General features: G+C 72.2%; 12 protein-coding genes. 7 read left to right on the top strand and 5 right to left on the bottom strand.

What is annotated here, in order from left to right:
* Positions 1 to 2: 2 nt before the first annotated feature.
* On the top strand, positions 3 to 350 hold the full coding sequence (locus ASC54_RS02150) for a hypothetical protein (protein ID WP_055857912.1): 348 nt from the start codon (positions 3 to 5) through the stop codon (positions 348 to 350).
* Between the two features lie 45 nt (positions 351 to 395).
* On the opposite strand, the gene purF is transcribed toward ASC54_RS02150, so the two are convergent.
* On the bottom strand, positions 396 to 1,853 hold the full coding sequence (purF, locus tag ASC54_RS02145; protein WP_055857913.1) for an amidophosphoribosyltransferase: 1,458 nt from the start codon (positions 1,851 to 1,853) through the stop codon (positions 396 to 398).
* Between the two features lie 104 nt (positions 1,854 to 1,957).
* On the opposite strand from purF, the gene purM reads away from it, so the two are divergent.
* Positions 1,958 to 3,061, top strand: coding sequence for a phosphoribosylformylglycinamidine cyclo-ligase (gene purM / locus ASC54_RS02140; RefSeq protein WP_055896394.1), 1,104 nt, complete (start codon positions 1,958 to 1,960; stop codon positions 3,059 to 3,061).
* A gap of 22 nt (positions 3,062 to 3,083) precedes the next feature.
* Here the strand turns inward: purM and ASC54_RS02135 are convergent, their stop codons facing one another.
* Both ASC54_RS02135 and ASC54_RS02130 read right to left on the bottom strand, forming a co-directional pair.
* The gene (locus tag ASC54_RS02135; RefSeq protein WP_055857917.1) at positions 3,084 to 4,304 is read right to left on the bottom strand and encodes an amidohydrolase; all 1,221 of its coding nucleotides are present in this window, start codon (positions 4,302 to 4,304) and stop codon (positions 3,084 to 3,086) included.
* Between the two features lie 142 nt (positions 4,305 to 4,446).
* Positions 4,447 to 4,653 carry a DUF3073 domain-containing protein gene (locus ASC54_RS02130; protein ID WP_055857919.1) on the bottom strand — a complete coding sequence of 69 codons (207 nt, stop codon included), beginning with the start codon at positions 4,651 to 4,653 and terminating at the stop codon, positions 4,447 to 4,449.
* 171 nt (positions 4,654 to 4,824) lie between these two features.
* Here ASC54_RS02130 and ASC54_RS02125 point away from each other — a divergent pair, with 171 nt between their 5' ends.
* The 3 genes from ASC54_RS02125 to ASC54_RS02115 all read left to right on the top strand — a co-directional run bounded on the left by ASC54_RS02125 (position 4,825) and on the right by ASC54_RS02115 (position 6,699).
* On the top strand, positions 4,825 to 5,925 hold the full coding sequence (locus ASC54_RS02125) for an NAD(P)-binding domain-containing protein (RefSeq protein WP_055896391.1): 1,101 nt from the start codon (positions 4,825 to 4,827) through the stop codon (positions 5,923 to 5,925).
* Between the two features lie 103 nt (positions 5,926 to 6,028).
* Positions 6,029 to 6,343, top strand: coding sequence for a hypothetical protein (locus ASC54_RS02120; protein WP_055896389.1), 315 nt, complete (start codon positions 6,029 to 6,031; stop codon positions 6,341 to 6,343).
* A 62-nt stretch (positions 6,344 to 6,405) separates the two neighbouring features.
* Positions 6,406 to 6,699, top strand: coding sequence for a hypothetical protein (locus ASC54_RS02115; RefSeq protein ID WP_055896387.1), 294 nt, complete (start codon positions 6,406 to 6,408; stop codon positions 6,697 to 6,699).
* Between the two features lie 259 nt (positions 6,700 to 6,958).
* Here ASC54_RS02115 and ASC54_RS12535 read toward each other — a convergent pair whose 3' ends face one another.
* Together ASC54_RS12535 and ASC54_RS02105 are read right to left on the bottom strand one after the other, a co-directional pair.
* The gene (locus ASC54_RS12535; protein ID WP_082514793.1) at positions 6,959 to 10,135 is read right to left on the bottom strand and encodes a carbohydrate binding domain-containing protein; all 3,177 of its coding nucleotides are present in this window, start codon (positions 10,133 to 10,135) and stop codon (positions 6,959 to 6,961) included.
* A gap of 261 nt (positions 10,136 to 10,396) precedes the next feature.
* Positions 10,397 to 12,409, bottom strand: a complete 2,013-nt coding sequence (locus ASC54_RS02105) for a glycogen debranching N-terminal domain-containing protein (RefSeq protein WP_082514792.1) — start codon at positions 12,407 to 12,409, stop codon at positions 10,397 to 10,399.
* Positions 12,410 to 12,584: 175 nt separating this feature from the next.
* Between ASC54_RS02105 and ASC54_RS02100 the strand changes: the two genes are divergently transcribed.
* Both ASC54_RS02100 and ASC54_RS02095 read left to right on the top strand, forming a co-directional pair.
* The gene (locus tag ASC54_RS02100; RefSeq protein WP_235451364.1) at positions 12,585 to 13,631 is read left to right on the top strand and encodes a LacI family DNA-binding transcriptional regulator; all 1,047 of its coding nucleotides are present in this window, start codon (positions 12,585 to 12,587) and stop codon (positions 13,629 to 13,631) included.
* Between the two features lie 33 nt (positions 13,632 to 13,664).
* A complete protein-coding gene (locus ASC54_RS02095) occupies positions 13,665 to 14,900 on the top strand; it encodes an extracellular solute-binding protein (RefSeq protein ID WP_082514791.1) in 1,236 nt (411 codons plus the stop codon).
* The last annotated feature ends 4 nt before the right edge of the window (positions 14,901 to 14,904 follow it).

Raw genomic sequence — 14,904 nt, 5'->3', positions numbered from 1 at the left:
GGGTGAGCGACACCACGCCGGCCGGCGACTCGGCCCAGCCCAGCACCCCGGCCCAGCCCGAGCAGGTCACCGTGCGCCGCGCGCCGAAGATCCCCGCGTTCCTCGTCGTCGGCGGCTTCCTCGGCTTCCTCGGCACGCTCATCGCCACGAGCCTGTTCCCCGCCGACGAAGAGGTCGGCTTCGCGACGCTCGTCGCCTACTTCTCGGTCTACGGCATCACGATCGGCGTGCTGCTCGGCGCCGTCGTCGGCATCGTGCTCGACCGCCGCTCGCGCAAGCGCGCCCGCACGCTGCAGGCCGAGCGCGAGGCCGTCGACCCGGCACCGGTCGAGGGCGAGCTCGAGCAGTAAGAGCGACCCGCGCCGAGCATCCGCCGCAGCGTCAGCCCGAGCCGATCAGCTGTTCTGGTTCCGCTCGACCCAGTCGAGGTACTCGGGCGTCACCGTGCCGGTGACGTACTCGCCCGTGAAGCAGCTCATCTCCAGGCCCTCGATGTCGCTGCCCTCGAGGATCGCCGACTCCATGTCGGCGACCTCCTGGTAGATGAGCGCGTCGGCGCTGAGCTCCTGCGCGATCTCCGGAATCCTCCGCCCGTGCGCGATGAGCTCGCGCGAGGTCGGCATGTTGATGCCGTACACGTGCGGGTAGCGCACCGGAGGGGCGGCCGACGTGAACGTGACCTTCGCGGCCCCCGCGGCGCGCGCCATCTCGACGATCTCCTTCGAGGTCGTACCGCGCACGATCGAGTCGTCGACGATGAGGATGCTCTTGCCCTGGAACTCGGACGACATCGCGTTGAGCTTCTGCTTGACGCTCTTCTTGCGCTCCGCCTGCCCGGGCATGATGAACGTGCGGCCGACGTAGCGGTTCTTGTAGAAGCCCTCGCGGTACTCGATGCCGAGCCTCTGCGCGACCTGCATCGCGGCGGGGCGCGAGGAGTCGGGGATGGGCATGACGACGTCGATGTCGCCCGCGGGCGCGTGCTGCTGGATCGTCGTCGCGAGGCGGTCGCCGAGCCGCAGGCGCGCCTCGTACACCGAGATGCCGTTCATGATCGAGTCGGGCCGCGCGAGGTAGACGTACTCGAACGAGCACGGGATCAGCCGCGGATTCACCGCGCACTGGCGCGAGACCATCTCGCCGCCCATCGAGATGAAGACGGCCTCACCCGGGGCGAGGTCGCGCACGATCTCGTAGCCGCCGTGCTCGAGCACGAGCGACTCGCTCGCGACCACCCACTCGTCGCCGACGAGCCCCGTCGAGCGGCGGCCGAGCACGAGGGGGCGGATGCCGAACGGGTCGCGGAAGGCCAGCAGTCCGTGGCCGGCGATGAGGGCGATCGCCGCGTACGAGCCCTCGACGCGCTCGTGCAGTCGCGTGATCGCCGCGAAGAGCTGGTCGGGGTCGAGGTCGTCGCCCGTGACCTGCTGCTGCAGCTCGTGCGCGAGCACGTTGACGAGCAGCTCGGTGTCGGAGTTCGTGTTGAGGTGCCGGCGGTCGATCTCGTGCAGCTCGCGCGTGAGCTCGCGCGTGTTCGTGAGGTTGCCGTTGTGGACGAGGATGATGCCGTATGGCGCGTTCACGTAGAACGGCTGCGCCTCCTCCTCGCTCGAGGCCGAGCCGCGAGTCGCGTACCGCACGTGGCCGAGGCCCATCGTGCCGAGCAGCGAGCGCATGTCGCGCGTGCGGTACGCCTCGCGCACCTGGCCCTTCGCCTTCTGGATGTGCATCACGCGGCCCTCGGCCGTGGCGATGCCGGTGGAATCCTGACCGCGGTGCTGCAGCAGTGACAGCGCGTCGTAGACCTGCTGGTTGACGGGGCTGGACGAGACGACTCCGACGATGCCGCACATGCGCGAGCGAGCTCCCAAAGGGGGTGGTGGGACGGCCCGATCGGGCCGCATCCAGTCTGACACACCCGCTCATTCGCGCGTGCCGCGGCCGGTAGCCTGGGTCCGTGAATGACAACGCTTCGAGCTACGCGGCGGCAGGGGTCGACACCGCCGCGGGCGACCTGGCCGTCGAACTGATGAAGGCCGCCGTCGGAGCGACTCACGGCCCCCAGGTGCTCGGCGGCGTCGGCGGCTTCGCGGGCCTGTGGGACGCCTCGGCCCTCACCGCCTACCGCAAGCCCCTTCTCGCGACGAGCACCGACGGCGTCGGCACGAAGGTCGCGATCGCGCAGGCCCTCGACATCCACGACACCATCGGGCAGGACCTCGTCGCGATGGTCGTGGACGACATCGTCGTCGTCGGCGCCAAGCCCCTGTTCATGACCGATTACATCGCGTGCGGCAAGGTGCACCCGCAGCGTATCGCCGACATCGTGCGCGGCATCGCCGGGGCCTGCACCGCGACCGGCACCGCGCTCGTCGGTGGCGAGACCGCCGAGCACCCGGGCCTGCTGGGCGTCGACGACTACGACGTCGCGGGCGCCGCAGTCGGCGTCGTCGAGGCCGACGAGGTCCTCGGCCCGGAGCGCGTGCAGAACGGCGACCTCGTCATCGCGATGGCGAGCTCGGGCCTGCACTCGAACGGCTTCTCGCTCGTGCGGCACATCCTCGCCCAGAAGGGCATCGGCTACCACGACGACCTCGCCGAGCTCGGCGGCTCGGTCGGCAAGGCCCTCCTCGAGCCGACGCGCCTCTACACCGCGCCCCTGCTCGACGTGCTCGCCGAGCTCCCCGGCGCCGTGCACGCCCTCAGCCACGTCACCGGCGGCGGCATCGCCGCGAACCTCGCGCGCGTCCTCCCCGTCGGAAGCTGGGTCGAGCTCGACCGCGCCTCATGGAGCCCGTCGACGGTCTTCCGGGTGCTCGCCGACCTCGCGGGCGACAGCCTCGAATCGACCGAGGGGACGTGGAATCTGGGCATCGGGATGCTCGCGGTCGTCGCGCACGATTCCGCGAGCTCCGTCATCCGCGCCCTCGAATCGCGCGGAATCCCGTCGTGGGTGGCAGGTGCGGTGTCGACGCACTCCCGTGATCTCGCCGGCTTCGAGCAGGGCGCCAAGGGCGTCGACGGGGGCGCCGTGCGCCTCGTCGGCGCGTACGCGGGCTGAGCCCGCCACGGCGCCGCGCGAGCTAGCCCCGCCCGACCCACTCGAGCGTCGCCGCGACGAGCGTCTCGACGCCGTGCTCGATCGTCGGGTGCAGCACGGGCGCGAAGAACGGCGAGTGGTTCGTCGGGATCTCCTGCTCGACCCGGCCCGCCGCGGCCGCCCGGGCGAAGGCCTCCGGGTCGACGCCGCCGACGAACCAGTAGACGAGCGGCGCCCCGGCCGCGGTGGCGAGCTCGTGGACGTCCTCGCTGCCCGTGAGCGTGCCGATGTCGATGACCGACTCCGCGCCGAACCGCGCCTCGAGCGCGGCGCGAACGCGCGCGGTCGCCTCGGGGTCGTTGACGGTCGCGGCGACGGTCTCGTCGACGACCACGGTCGGCGGCTCCGTCATGCCGCTCGCGGTCGCCTCGGCCTCCACGATGCGGCGGATGCCGTCCAGCAGGGTCGTGCGGACATCCGCGTCGACCGAGCGCACGCTCACGCCCATCGTCGCCTCGGCGGGGATGATGTTGCTCTTCGTGCCCGCATGCAACGACCCGACAGTCACGACCGCGAGCGCGCCGGGCGCGACCTCGCGCGAGACGATCGACTGCAGGCGCACGACCGCGGACGCCGCCGCGAGAACGGGGTCGATCGTCGACTGCGGCCGGGATCCGTGCCCGCCGCGGCCGTGCATCGTGATCGTGAGGGTGTCGGCGCCCGCCATCGCGGGGCCGCTCGTGACGCTCGCAACGCCCGCCGGCAGCGGGGCGAGGTGCTGGCCGAGCACGACGTCGGCGCGCGGGAACCGGTCGACGAGCCCGTCGGCGACCATCTCGCGCGCCCCGCCGATCGTCTCCTCCGCCGGCTGGAACACGCCGACCACCGTGCCCGACCACTCCTCGCGCGTCGCGACGAGCCGCTCGAGCGCGCCGAGCAGCCACGTCACGTGCATGTCGTGGCCGCACGCGTGCATGACGCCGACCTCGACCCCGTCGGGCCCGACGGCTCGCTGCGTGCTCGCGTAATCGAGGCCCGTCGCCTCGGTCACGGGCAGCGCGTCCATGTCGGCGCGCAGGTGCACGACCGGCCCGGCGCCGTTGGCGAGCACGCCCACGACGCCCGTGCGGCCCACGCCCTCGGTCACGTCGAGACCGAGCTCGCGCAGACGCGCGGCGGCTGACCCTGCGGTGCGGGTCTCGGCGAACGACAGCTCGGGGTGGGAATGGAGGTCGCGGTAGAGGGCGTCGAGGTCGAGCGGCATGAGGCCACGCTAACCCCGCGGGCGGATGCCCGGAAGGGTTGGGCGCACCCGCCGCGCCTGCGCATCCGCCGTCTCGTTGGCGACGCGGGCATGCACGAAGCCCGCCCCCTCGCGGGGACGGGCTCGAGATCGTGCGCGGGGCCTACGCGGTGCGCGGGGCCTCGCTGGGGACGCCGTAGGCGTCGTCCTCGTCGTCCTCGTCGTCGGCCCACTTGTCGACGTACTCGTCCTCCGCCGCAGCCTTGGCCGCGAGCTCGCGCTCGAGCGCGCTGAGGTTGGTGTCGGGAGTGAAGTACTTCAGCTCGCGCGCCACCTTGGTGTGCTTCGCCTTCTGACGACCGCGCCCCATGCGTGACCCCCTCACAAGTGTGTCGACTCAGATTGTCGGATCAGGATTGTCGGGAATCCCGGGAACGCCGAATCGGGACGGTACAAAAACTGGGGCTGAGTCTACCATGCAGGCCCCTTCGCGAGAGTCGCTCGCGGGCCTGCGCTCGGAGCGAACGACTAGCCTCTACGCGTGACCGAATCCGCCCTCGCGACGAAGTGCGTGGTGATCGGCGCCGGGCAGGCCGGGCTCTCGGCCGCGTACTACCTGCAGAGGCTCGGGCTCGAGGCCGGCGAGGAGTTCGTGCTCCTCGACCGCGGCCCGCATACGGGCGGCGCGTGGCAGCACCGCTGGGCCTCGCTCCGGCTCGGGTCGGCCCACCGCGTCAACGACCTGCCCGGCATGGACGAGCTCGGCCTGAGCTTCGGCACGGCCGACCGCGACATCCCCGCGCGCGAGGTCGTCATGGACTACTACCGCCAGTACGAGGAGCACTACGACTTCAAGGTCGTGCGCCCCGCGACCGTCACACGCGTCACCGACACCGGCGGGCCCCTGCTCGTCGAGATCAGCACCGAGGGCGGCGACCTCGAGCTGCTCGGCTCGACGATCGTCAACGCGACCGGCACGTGGGGCTCGCCGTTCGTGCCGTGGTACCCCGGACTGCGCGAGTTCGCGGGCCGCCACGTGCACACCGCCGACTACGCCGCGGCGAGCGAGTTCGCCGACCAGGACGTCGTGGTCGTCGGCGGCGGCACGAGCGCGATCGGCTTCATCATCGAGCTCGAGAACGTCGCCCGGTCGATCGCCTGGTCGACGCGCCGCGACCCGCAGTTCATCGACGGCCCGAGCCTCAATCTCGAGGATGCCGTGGCCGCCGTCGCGATGCAGGACGAGGCCGCGAGGGCGGGACGTGCGCTCCCCTCCATCGTCTCGGGGACGGGCGTGCCGCGCACCCGACGCATCCAGGCCGCGCTCGACCGCGGGGTGCTCAGCTCGCGCGGCGTCATGCAGCGCATCGAGCCCGACGGCGTGCGCTGGGAGGACGGCTCGTTCAGCCCCGCCTCGGCGATCATCTGGGCGACGGGATTCCGCCCTGAGCTGCGCCACCTCGCCCCGCTGCGGCTGCGCGAGCGCGAGGGCGGCGTCAGCGTCGCGAGCCACCACTCCGAGCGCGACCCGCGCATCTTCTTCGCCGGTTACGGCCCCTCGGCCTCGACGATCGGCGCCGCGCGGGCCGGACGGAACATCGCCCGGCAGGTGGTCGCGACGCTCAGCCGCATGGGTCGCTGAGCCCGGGCCGGCGCGCGCGGGCCGATCGCCCGCCGATCGTCGGTCGTCCGATTCGACCGATCGGTGGATGCGCCCGCCCTAGCCCCTCCGCTTGGCTGGGCGCGTGACCGAGACCTCCCGCCCCGCCCGCACGCGACGCTCCGTCTGGCTCGAGCGGCACCGCCGACCGGTCGGCCTCGCGGCGATCGCGATCGCCCTCGGCCTCGCCGCACTGTGGCTCGTCGTCGTCCCCGAGAAGGCCGAGACGTCGACGGGCGTCGCGTCCTGGCTGCTGCGGTTCGGGCACTCGCTGTGCTGGCTGCTGCTCGCCGCGACCGCGGCGCTCTGGACGGCGCGCGCGCCGCGGCGCGCGATCGACCTCACCGCCTGGGCGGCGCTCGCCGCGTACGGCGGGTTCCTGCTCGCGCTCTGGCTGTAGCTTCCCTCCTCCGGGCCCCGCGGTAGCGCGCGATCCGCGCCCGCACCTGCCAGGGTGGAGCCGTGGACATCGACCTGCTCTGGCTCGTGCTGATCGTGACGCCGATCGTGATGGCCGTGATCATCCTCGTCATCGGCGTGCTGTTCTTCCGTGCGCTGCGCAAGCCCACGCGCGACGCACTCGCCCAGCGCCGCGCGCAGCAGGAGGCGGAGGGGCTGAGCGGAGGGCGCGACGCCTGGACGGGCGCGGACGACGACGGCGGGCATCCGACGCCGACCGATGTGGACGCGGACGCGCCGGGCTCCGACGGCGACGGCGGCCCCGCGAGCGGCGCGCACGGCTCCGACGGCGACTGACGGCGGGCATCCGCCCGCGGCAGTGCGCCCGACACCTGCTCGTACGCGATGCGCAACTCAGGAACTCTTCGGCCCCACGAGCGCCCCGTGGCGGGAATCGGGGAGCGCTGCCGTCCGTCCTCCTGAGTTGCGCATGCCGCACCGACGAACCGAGCGCGCTTCTGCGCCTGCCCCCTCGCGCGAGTCCCCGCATCCGCCGCGGAACGCGGAAGCGGGGCGACCCGACGGCCGCCCCGCTCCGCATCCCTGAGGGGTCGCGCTACTCGACCATCACGCGATCGATGCTGATCGACCCGTGGCCGTTCAGCCCGAGGCTGTAGCCCTGCACGTCGGTGAGGGTGAGCCCGTCGTTCGGGGCGCCGGCGGGCTGCCTGGCCGCTCGGCGGAACTCCTCGAACGGCACCGTCACCTTCTGCCAGCCGGTGCCCTTCACCATGACGTCGGCCGTGAACCGCTCGGCCGTGCCAGGGGCCTGGAACACCCGGATGTAGTCGACCGTCAGCGACTGCGGGAACTCGAGGTCATCCCCGAGCGCCCCGCCGAAGTTGCCGCCGACCGCGACGTTCGTCAGCAGCGTGAACGGGTGGTCGAACACCCACTCGTTCGGGGCGATGTCGGCCGGCGTCGCCGAGTGGTACTGGATGCCGTCGACGAACCAGTCGATGCGCTCGGGCGTCCACTCCACCGAGAAGGTGTGCCAGTCGTCGTACACGGGGGTGCCGAAGTCGTAGATGCCGCCGAACGACTGGCCGCCCGAGTAGCCGGGCCCATGGATCGTGCCGAAGATCTCGTTCGGCAGTCGACCGACGAACTCCATGACGTCGATCTCACCCGTCTGGGGCCAGCCGACCTCGCGGAAGTCGTTGCCGAGCGTCCAGACCGCGGGCCAGATGCCGCTGCCCTGCGGCACCTTGACGCGCGACTCGATGCGGCCGTACTCGAACTCCTGCTTGTTCTCGCTGATGAGGCGAGCCGAGGTGTACTCGCACGGGCCGTACCAGCACTCGAGGTCGGTGGTGGCGGGGTCGATCTCCTCGACGGTGATCACGAGGTTGCCGTCGCCGTCGAGCGACGCGTTGTCGGTCGAGTCGGTGTAGTACTGCAGCTCGTCGTTGCCCCAGCCCCAGCCGCCGGTCTCGTACGTCCAGTTGTCGGGGTCGGCGGGCTCGCCCGCGGCGCCGTCGAACTCGTCGCTCCACACCGGGACCCAGCTGTCCGGGCCGGTGTCCGGCGCGCCGTTGTCGGCGATCCCGACCGTGATGCGCTGGTTGGCCTTCGCGCTGTCGACCCAGAACGAGAGGCCGTCGGCGGTCGACCAGTCCTGGCCGCCCTCGATCGGGCGGGTGATGCCGCCGTTGCCGCGGAAGGAGATGTCGAGGATCGTCTCGTCGACATCGGCGCCCTGGTAGCCGCCGCCGTCGCGCGTCTGGATGCTCGTGCCGCGCGCGGTGTCGATGAGCCACGGGAACGACTCGACGTCGTCCACGAGACCCTCGACCTTCTCGTCGTCGTCCTGAATGCTCACCGCGGCCGTGCGGACGATGCCGAACTCAGCCCCGACCGGGTTCGACAGCGCGACGACGAACGTCTCGTCGACCTCGAACTTGGCGTTCTGCAGGGTCTCCACCGAGATCGCGACCTCGCGCTCGCCCGCGGGGATCGTCACGGTTCCGCTCGCCGAGGTGAAGTCCTCGCCGTCGGTCGCCGGCAGATCCTCGGTGCGCGTGCGGGCGCTCGTCGAGAACGCCGACCAGTCGACGGTGACGTCGGTCGCGGCGACGCGGTTGAGCCGCACCCTCGTGACGGCGTCGTCGCCCTCGGCGACCTCGTAGCCCGCGCGGTCGAACGAGACCTGGAGCGGGATGGGAGCGGCCTCGCCGTAGAGAGTGACGTCGTCGTAGTGGAAGGTCTGCGCGCCCGCGGTGCGCAGCACGCCGAAGGCGTAGCCGTGCATCTCGGTGAGGGTCAGCCCGTCGGCGGGGGCGCCGTTGCCGATCTCCTTGCGCGTGAAGTCCGCGAAGTCGAAGGTCAGGAACCTCCAGCCCACGAAGTCGTCCTCGAAGCTCGCGACGTAGCGCTCGGCGTCGTCGCGGGTCGAGCCGGGGTTGCGGTTGTCGAGGAGGTCGAAGAACAGGTCCGTTCCCGAGCCGGTGCCGAGCATCCAGAACCCGATGCCCTCGTAGCTCGACCAGTCCTGCGTGACCCACTCGTCGGCCGTCTCGTTCGCGAAGTTGCGGACGACGACGCCGAACGAGACGACGCTCGCGACGGCCTGCAGCACGGTGTTGTCGCCCGCGGCGCCGGGGACGGGCGCGGGAGGCGCATCCGTCGCCTGGAAGGAGACCGAGCTCGACGGATCCTGCGCGGCGAACCAGCCGAGCGGCACGTCGCCGTCGGCGCCGGTCGTCAGCGGAGCCTCGTGGTCGTCGACGAGCAGGGTGCGGCCGGTGGGCGGGCCCACGACCGCGCCATCATCATCGAGGATGCTCACGGTCGAGCTCGTCGCCGAGCCGAGCAGCACGCCCGAGGGTGCTCCGAGGCTCACGGCGAAGGTCTCGTCGCCCTCCTCGATCGCGTCGTCGGTCGTGGGGATCTCGACGGTGCGGCTCGTGACGCCGGCGGCGAACTCGAGGGTCGTGGTGACCGCGGTGAAGTCGTCGGCGCTCGCGGTGCCGGTCGCCGTGGTGACGTCGACCGTGACGGTCTCGGTCGGCGCGACGGTCAGACGCACCTCCAGGCTCGCGGTGCGGCCCTCGATCACGCCGAGAGCGGCCGGCGAGATCGAGGCCGTCGGAGCGAGCGCCTCGTCGGCGTACGCGACGATGTCGTCGACGCGGACGGTGTTTGCACCGTTCACGGCAGGGATGGCGTAGCCCCACACGGTGCTCAGAGTGAGTCCGTCGTTCGGGGCGCCACCGGGCTGGAAGTCGGTCGCGCGCGCGAAGGCCGACCACGGGAGGTCGACGACGCGCCACCCGGCGACGTCGTCGACGATCGTCGCGTCGAAGCGCTCGGAGGAGTCGGAGTTCGCGCCGCCGTCGAAGAGCTCGAACTGCAGGGCGCTGCCGTTGCCGGACCCGTTGAGCAGGAAGCGGACGCCGTCGAAGGCGCTCAGGTCGCGGGCTCCGGAGAAGTTCTCGCCGATGCCGCCGAACGAGCCCGGTGCGGTGACGTCCCACCCGTAGGAGACGACGGTGGAGGGCTCGGTCTGGCCGGGCTTCGCCTCGGGCGTGCCCGGGGCGACCTCGACGAGCCCGAAACCGGCTGACCCGTAGCCGAAGAAGCCGGCCGGAGCGCCCGACTCGAAGTCGGCGATGACGGACACGGTCTCGGCGGCGGCTGCCGGAGCGGCCGCGACCGCGAGGGGGAGGACGACGGCCGCGGCGGCGAGAGCGGCGATGGCGCGTCTCGACGGCGGTCTCGAGGTGGGGGACATGGGGATGCTCTCCGCTCGTTCAGCTGCCGGCCCTCGTTGGTCGGCCGTCTCAGAGTACGGAGCGTGAGAGCGCTCTCACAGTCCGCATTAAGGCGGACAGGGCGGGCGTGAGGCGCGGGGTCGGCGGGCGTGCCTGCGCGAGAAAGCGCGGGTCTGATGACGATGCGACGCATCGATGGCGCTCACCCTCATCAACCCCGCTCATGCTCAGCGAGTGGGGCGGACGGGCGGTCGGGCGGGGATGCCCCGCTCGGGTGGGGCTCAGCCGATGTCGTGGGCGGCCGCGCCGAGACGCAGGCCCGCGACGCGCAGACCCTCGAAGCCGGGGAGCGGGGCGTGCGCGATCGCGCCGCCACGGGCATCCGGGCTCAGGCGCAGCGCCGCCGACAGGACGGCGACGGCCGACGCGGCCGACCAGGCCTGCGGGCGGCACGCGGCGGGGTACGGGACGGGCGCGCCGACCTCGGCGCGCGCGTCTCCGCTGTGGAGCTCGGGCACGCGGTAGTCGAATCCCTCGGCGGCGGCCAGCAGCCCGTCGATGAGCTCAGCGGCGACGGCGTCGTGCCCGTCGCGGGCGAGGCCGAGCACGGCGATCGCGGTGTCGTGGGTCCAGACCGAGCCGCCGTGGTAGCTCAGCGGCCAGTAGCCGCTCGACTCGGTCGACATCGTTCGCAGGCCGAAGCCCGAGCTCATGGCGGGGGATCCGAGTCGGCGCGCGACGAGCTCGGACTGCTCGGCATCGAGCAGTCCCGTGCCGAGGAGGTGCCCGAGGTTGGAGGTGACGGTGTCGACCGTCCGCTTGGCGGCATCGAGCGCGATCGCGGGGTACGCGCCGGCGGGGTCGTCGATCCAGAAGCTCTCGTGGAAGCGCGTCTTGAGCCGCTCGGCCCACGCGCGCCAGTCGGCGGCCTCCGTCGCAGGGTCGGCATCGGCGCCGTCGCCGGCCCCGAACGTCTCGAGCAGCTCGGCCCCGTGCACGGCCGCCTCGTACGCGTACGCCTGCACCTCGCACAGCGCGATGGGGCCCTCGGCGAGCGAGCCGTCGCGCCACTGCACGCTGTCGCCGGAGTCCTTCCAGCCCTGGTTGGCGAGCCCGTGCCCCGATCGGTCGACGTACTCGAGCAGGCCGTCGCCGTCGGCGTCGCCGTGGTCGCGCATCCACGCGAGGGCGCCGCGCAGGGCGGGCAGCAGCGCCCGCACCTCGTCGTCGGCCATGCCCCAGCGCCAGGCGTCGTGCAGCAGGCACACCCACAGCGCGGTCGCGTCGACGGTGCCGTAGTAGAGCGGAGGCAGCGAGGTGCCGTCGTCGATCACGAGCGTCTGGCGGCGCAGCTCGTGCATGATCTTGCCCGGCTCCTCGGCGGTGTCGTCGACGATCGCCGTGCCCTGCAGCCCGGCGAGCACGTGCAGGGTGTCGCGCGCGAGGTCGGTGCCGAGCGGCAGCAGGAAGCGCGCGGCCCACAGCGAGTCGCGCCCGAAGAGCGTGAAGAACCAGGGGGCTCCCGCGGCCAGGAACTGGCGATCGGGATGCTGCGCCGTCGTCATGCGCAGGCAGTCGAGGTCGGCGAGCGACCGCTCGACCCAGCGCGTCAATCGGCTGTCGGGGGCGTCGATGCGGGGCGTGCTCCACGGCACGGGCTGCGCGGCTCCGCCGACGACGCCGATGCTGTCGTGCGCCTCGAGGCCGATGGCTCGCGCGACCGAGCCGCGCGCCGGCACCGCGAGCGCCGCCCGCAGGCGGACGCCGGTCGGCGTGCGCTCGACCTCGAAGCCCTCGGCGAGCAGGCGCGCGCTCACGCCCTCGCCCTCCCACGTGACCGCGCCCGCACCGAGCTCGGGCTCGATCCCGACCGGCTCGCCGAGGCCCTGCTTGATCTCGTCGAGCGAGCGGGCGTCGAGGTCGAGCTCGATCTCGATCTCGGTGTCGATCGCGACGTCGCGACGGTTGACGATCGTGAGTCGCTCGCTCCAGCCGGCGGCGGTCGCGCGGCGATCGACCTCGAGCCGCACCCCGGGGTCGGGGGTCGGGTCGTCGAGGTGCCGGAGCAGGGAGTGCAGGAGGGCGCGGTCGGCCGTCGGCGACGCGGTCGACAGGGGCTCCGCATCCGCGCCCCCGATGCGGACGCGGACGCCGCGGACGAGGCGGACGTCGGAGAAGTAGACGCCGTGGATGGCGGAGGAGCCGATGGAGCCGTCGACGCCCGACCAGACCTGCGTGGGCGCGCGCAGCACGGCGAGCGCGTCGTGGAGGAGGGGCTGGAGCGGTGCGGTCATGTCCTGTGAGCTTCCCGTCGGTGGCGCTGGGCGGCGTCGTCGGGACTTGACACCGCTGTCGGTGTCGGACACACTACCGAAGAATTCGAACGTTCAAAATGAACGATCCAATTCCCGGCGGAACAGCCGGGGAGCAGCGCAGCACGCTTGGCCAAAGGAGGCGCGGGTGGGACGGATGCCGACAGTCGACGACGTCGCCCAGGCCGCCCAGGTCTCGCGCCAGACGGTGTCGAACGTCATCAACTCGCCGGGAATCGTGCGCGAGACGACGCGGCAGCGCGTGCAGGAGGCGATCGATCGCCTCGGGTACCGGCCGCACGCATCCGCCCGGCGCTTGCGCACCCGCAAGTCGTCGACGATCGGCGTGCGCCTCGATCCGCTGCGCGACGGGATCTCCGGCGCCGTGCTCGACCGCTTCGTGCACAAGCTCGCCGAGCAGGCCGACGCCCGCGACCTGCGCGTCATGATCTTCACCGCCGACGGCCACGCCGACGAGCTCGCCCACATCCGCCGCTTGCGCGACGGCAGCGACGTCGATGCCTTCGTGCTCATCGGCACCGACCACGGCGACTCGCGCATCGCCTGGCTCGTCGAGAACCGCGTGCCCTTCGTGTCCTTCGGCCGACCGTGGGGGGCCGAGACGCCCGACCCGCATCACCGCTGGGTCGACGTCGACGGCCGGGCCGGGGTCCGGGATGCGGTGCAGCACCTGCGCGCGCACGGCGCCGACCGGGTCGCGTGGATCGGCTGGCCGAGCCCCTCGGGCACGGGCGACGAGCGCCGCGCCGGCTGGGAGGAGTCGTGCGGGCTCGAGGGCGCCGACCGCGAGAACCTCGCGATCGCGACCGAGGACGGCGTGACCGAGGGCCGCCTGGCGGCCGCCGCCCTGCTGGAGCTGCCGGCGCCGCCGGACGCGATCGTGTGCGCGAGCGACTCGCTCGCCCTCGGCGCGACGATGGCGGCGCAGGCGGCGGGGCGCGCGGGGCTCCCCATCGTCGGCTTCGACGACACCCCGGTCGCCGCGGCCGTCGGGCTCTCGAGCATCGAGCAGCCGCTCGACGAGGTCGTCGCGACCGCACTGACGCTCCTGTTCGGCGAGCACGGCGACGACGTGCGGCCGAACCCGGACAGCGACGAGGAGCCGGGTCACCGGCTCCTCGTGCCTCGACTCGTCGAGCGCAGGTCTAGCCACCTCGCGCTCGACGGCAACCCCGGCGCCTGAGGCTCCGGCAATCACACATCGAAAGGAATCATCGTGAGGACATCACAATGGAGTGCGCTCGGGCTGGCCGGCGCGCTCGCCGTCACTCTAACGGCTTGCTCCGCCGGGTCGGAAGGCGGCGAGGGCGGCGCGGTCGAGGAGGGCCTCGAGCTCACCATGCTCATCGGCTCGTCGGGTGAGGCCGAGACCACGGCCGTCCAGGCCGCGGCCGACGCGTGGGGCGAGGAGACCGGCAACACCGTCGAGGTGATCGCCGCCAACGATCTCGTGCAGCAGCTAGGTCAGGGCTTCTCGGGCAACAACCCGCCGGACATCTTCTACATGCCGTGGGACCAGTTCCAGACCTACGCCGCGCAGGGCTTCATCGAGCCGTACGCCTCCGAGCTCGAGAACGCCGGCGACTTCCTGCCGGCGCTCGCCGAGCAGTTCAGCTACGACGGCGACTTCTACTGCGCCCCGAAGGACTTCTCGACCCTGGGTCTGCAGATCAACCTCGACGCGTGGGAGGCCGCCGGTCTGACCGACGCCGACATCCCCACCGACTGGGACCAGCTGGCCTCCGTCGCGCAGACCCTCACCACGGGTGACCAGGTCGGCCTCTCGATGGGCCGCGAGTACGCCCGCGTCGGCGTGTTCATGAACCAGGCCGGCGGCGAGATCGTCGACGGCGACGAGATCACCGCGAACAGCGAGGAGAACCAGGCCGGTCTCGAGTACCTCCAGGGGCTCATCGACGCCGGGTCGCTGAAGTTCCCGCAGGAGCTCGAAGCCGGCTGGGGCGGCGAGGCCTTCGGTCTCGGCAAGGCCGCGATGGTCATCGAGGGCCCGTGGATCAACGGCGCCATGGCGAACGACTTCCCCGACCGCCGCTTCATCTCGGTCGAGCTGCCCGCCGGCCCCGCCGGCCCGTCGACCTACGCCTTCAGCAACTGCTGGGGCATGCCGGTCGGTTCGGAGACCAAGGACGCCACGATGGATCTCATCGAGTTCCTGACGAGCGACGAGCAGCAGCTCGCCTTCTCCGAGGCCTTCGGCGTTATCCCGTCGACCGAGTCGGGCGCGGCGGCCTACGCCGAGCAGTTCCCCGACAACTCGGCCTTCGTCGCCGGAGTCGAGTACGCCGAGAGCCCGGTCGCCTTCCAGGGCGCCGCCGCGGCATTCGCCGACTTCAACACGCAGCTCGAGTCGATCGGGAGCGCGGAGCCCGCGAGCATCCTCGACCCGCTCCAGGCGAACCTCGAAGCCGCCTACGCCGAGGCGAACGGATAACCAC

The organism is Yonghaparkia sp. Root332, assembly GCF_001425665.1.
Taxonomy (GTDB): Bacteria; Actinomycetota; Actinomycetes; order Actinomycetales; family Microbacteriaceae; genus Microcella.
The sequence above is the reverse complement of the archived record's forward strand: the minus strand, read 5'-3'. Positions and strand labels throughout refer to the sequence as shown.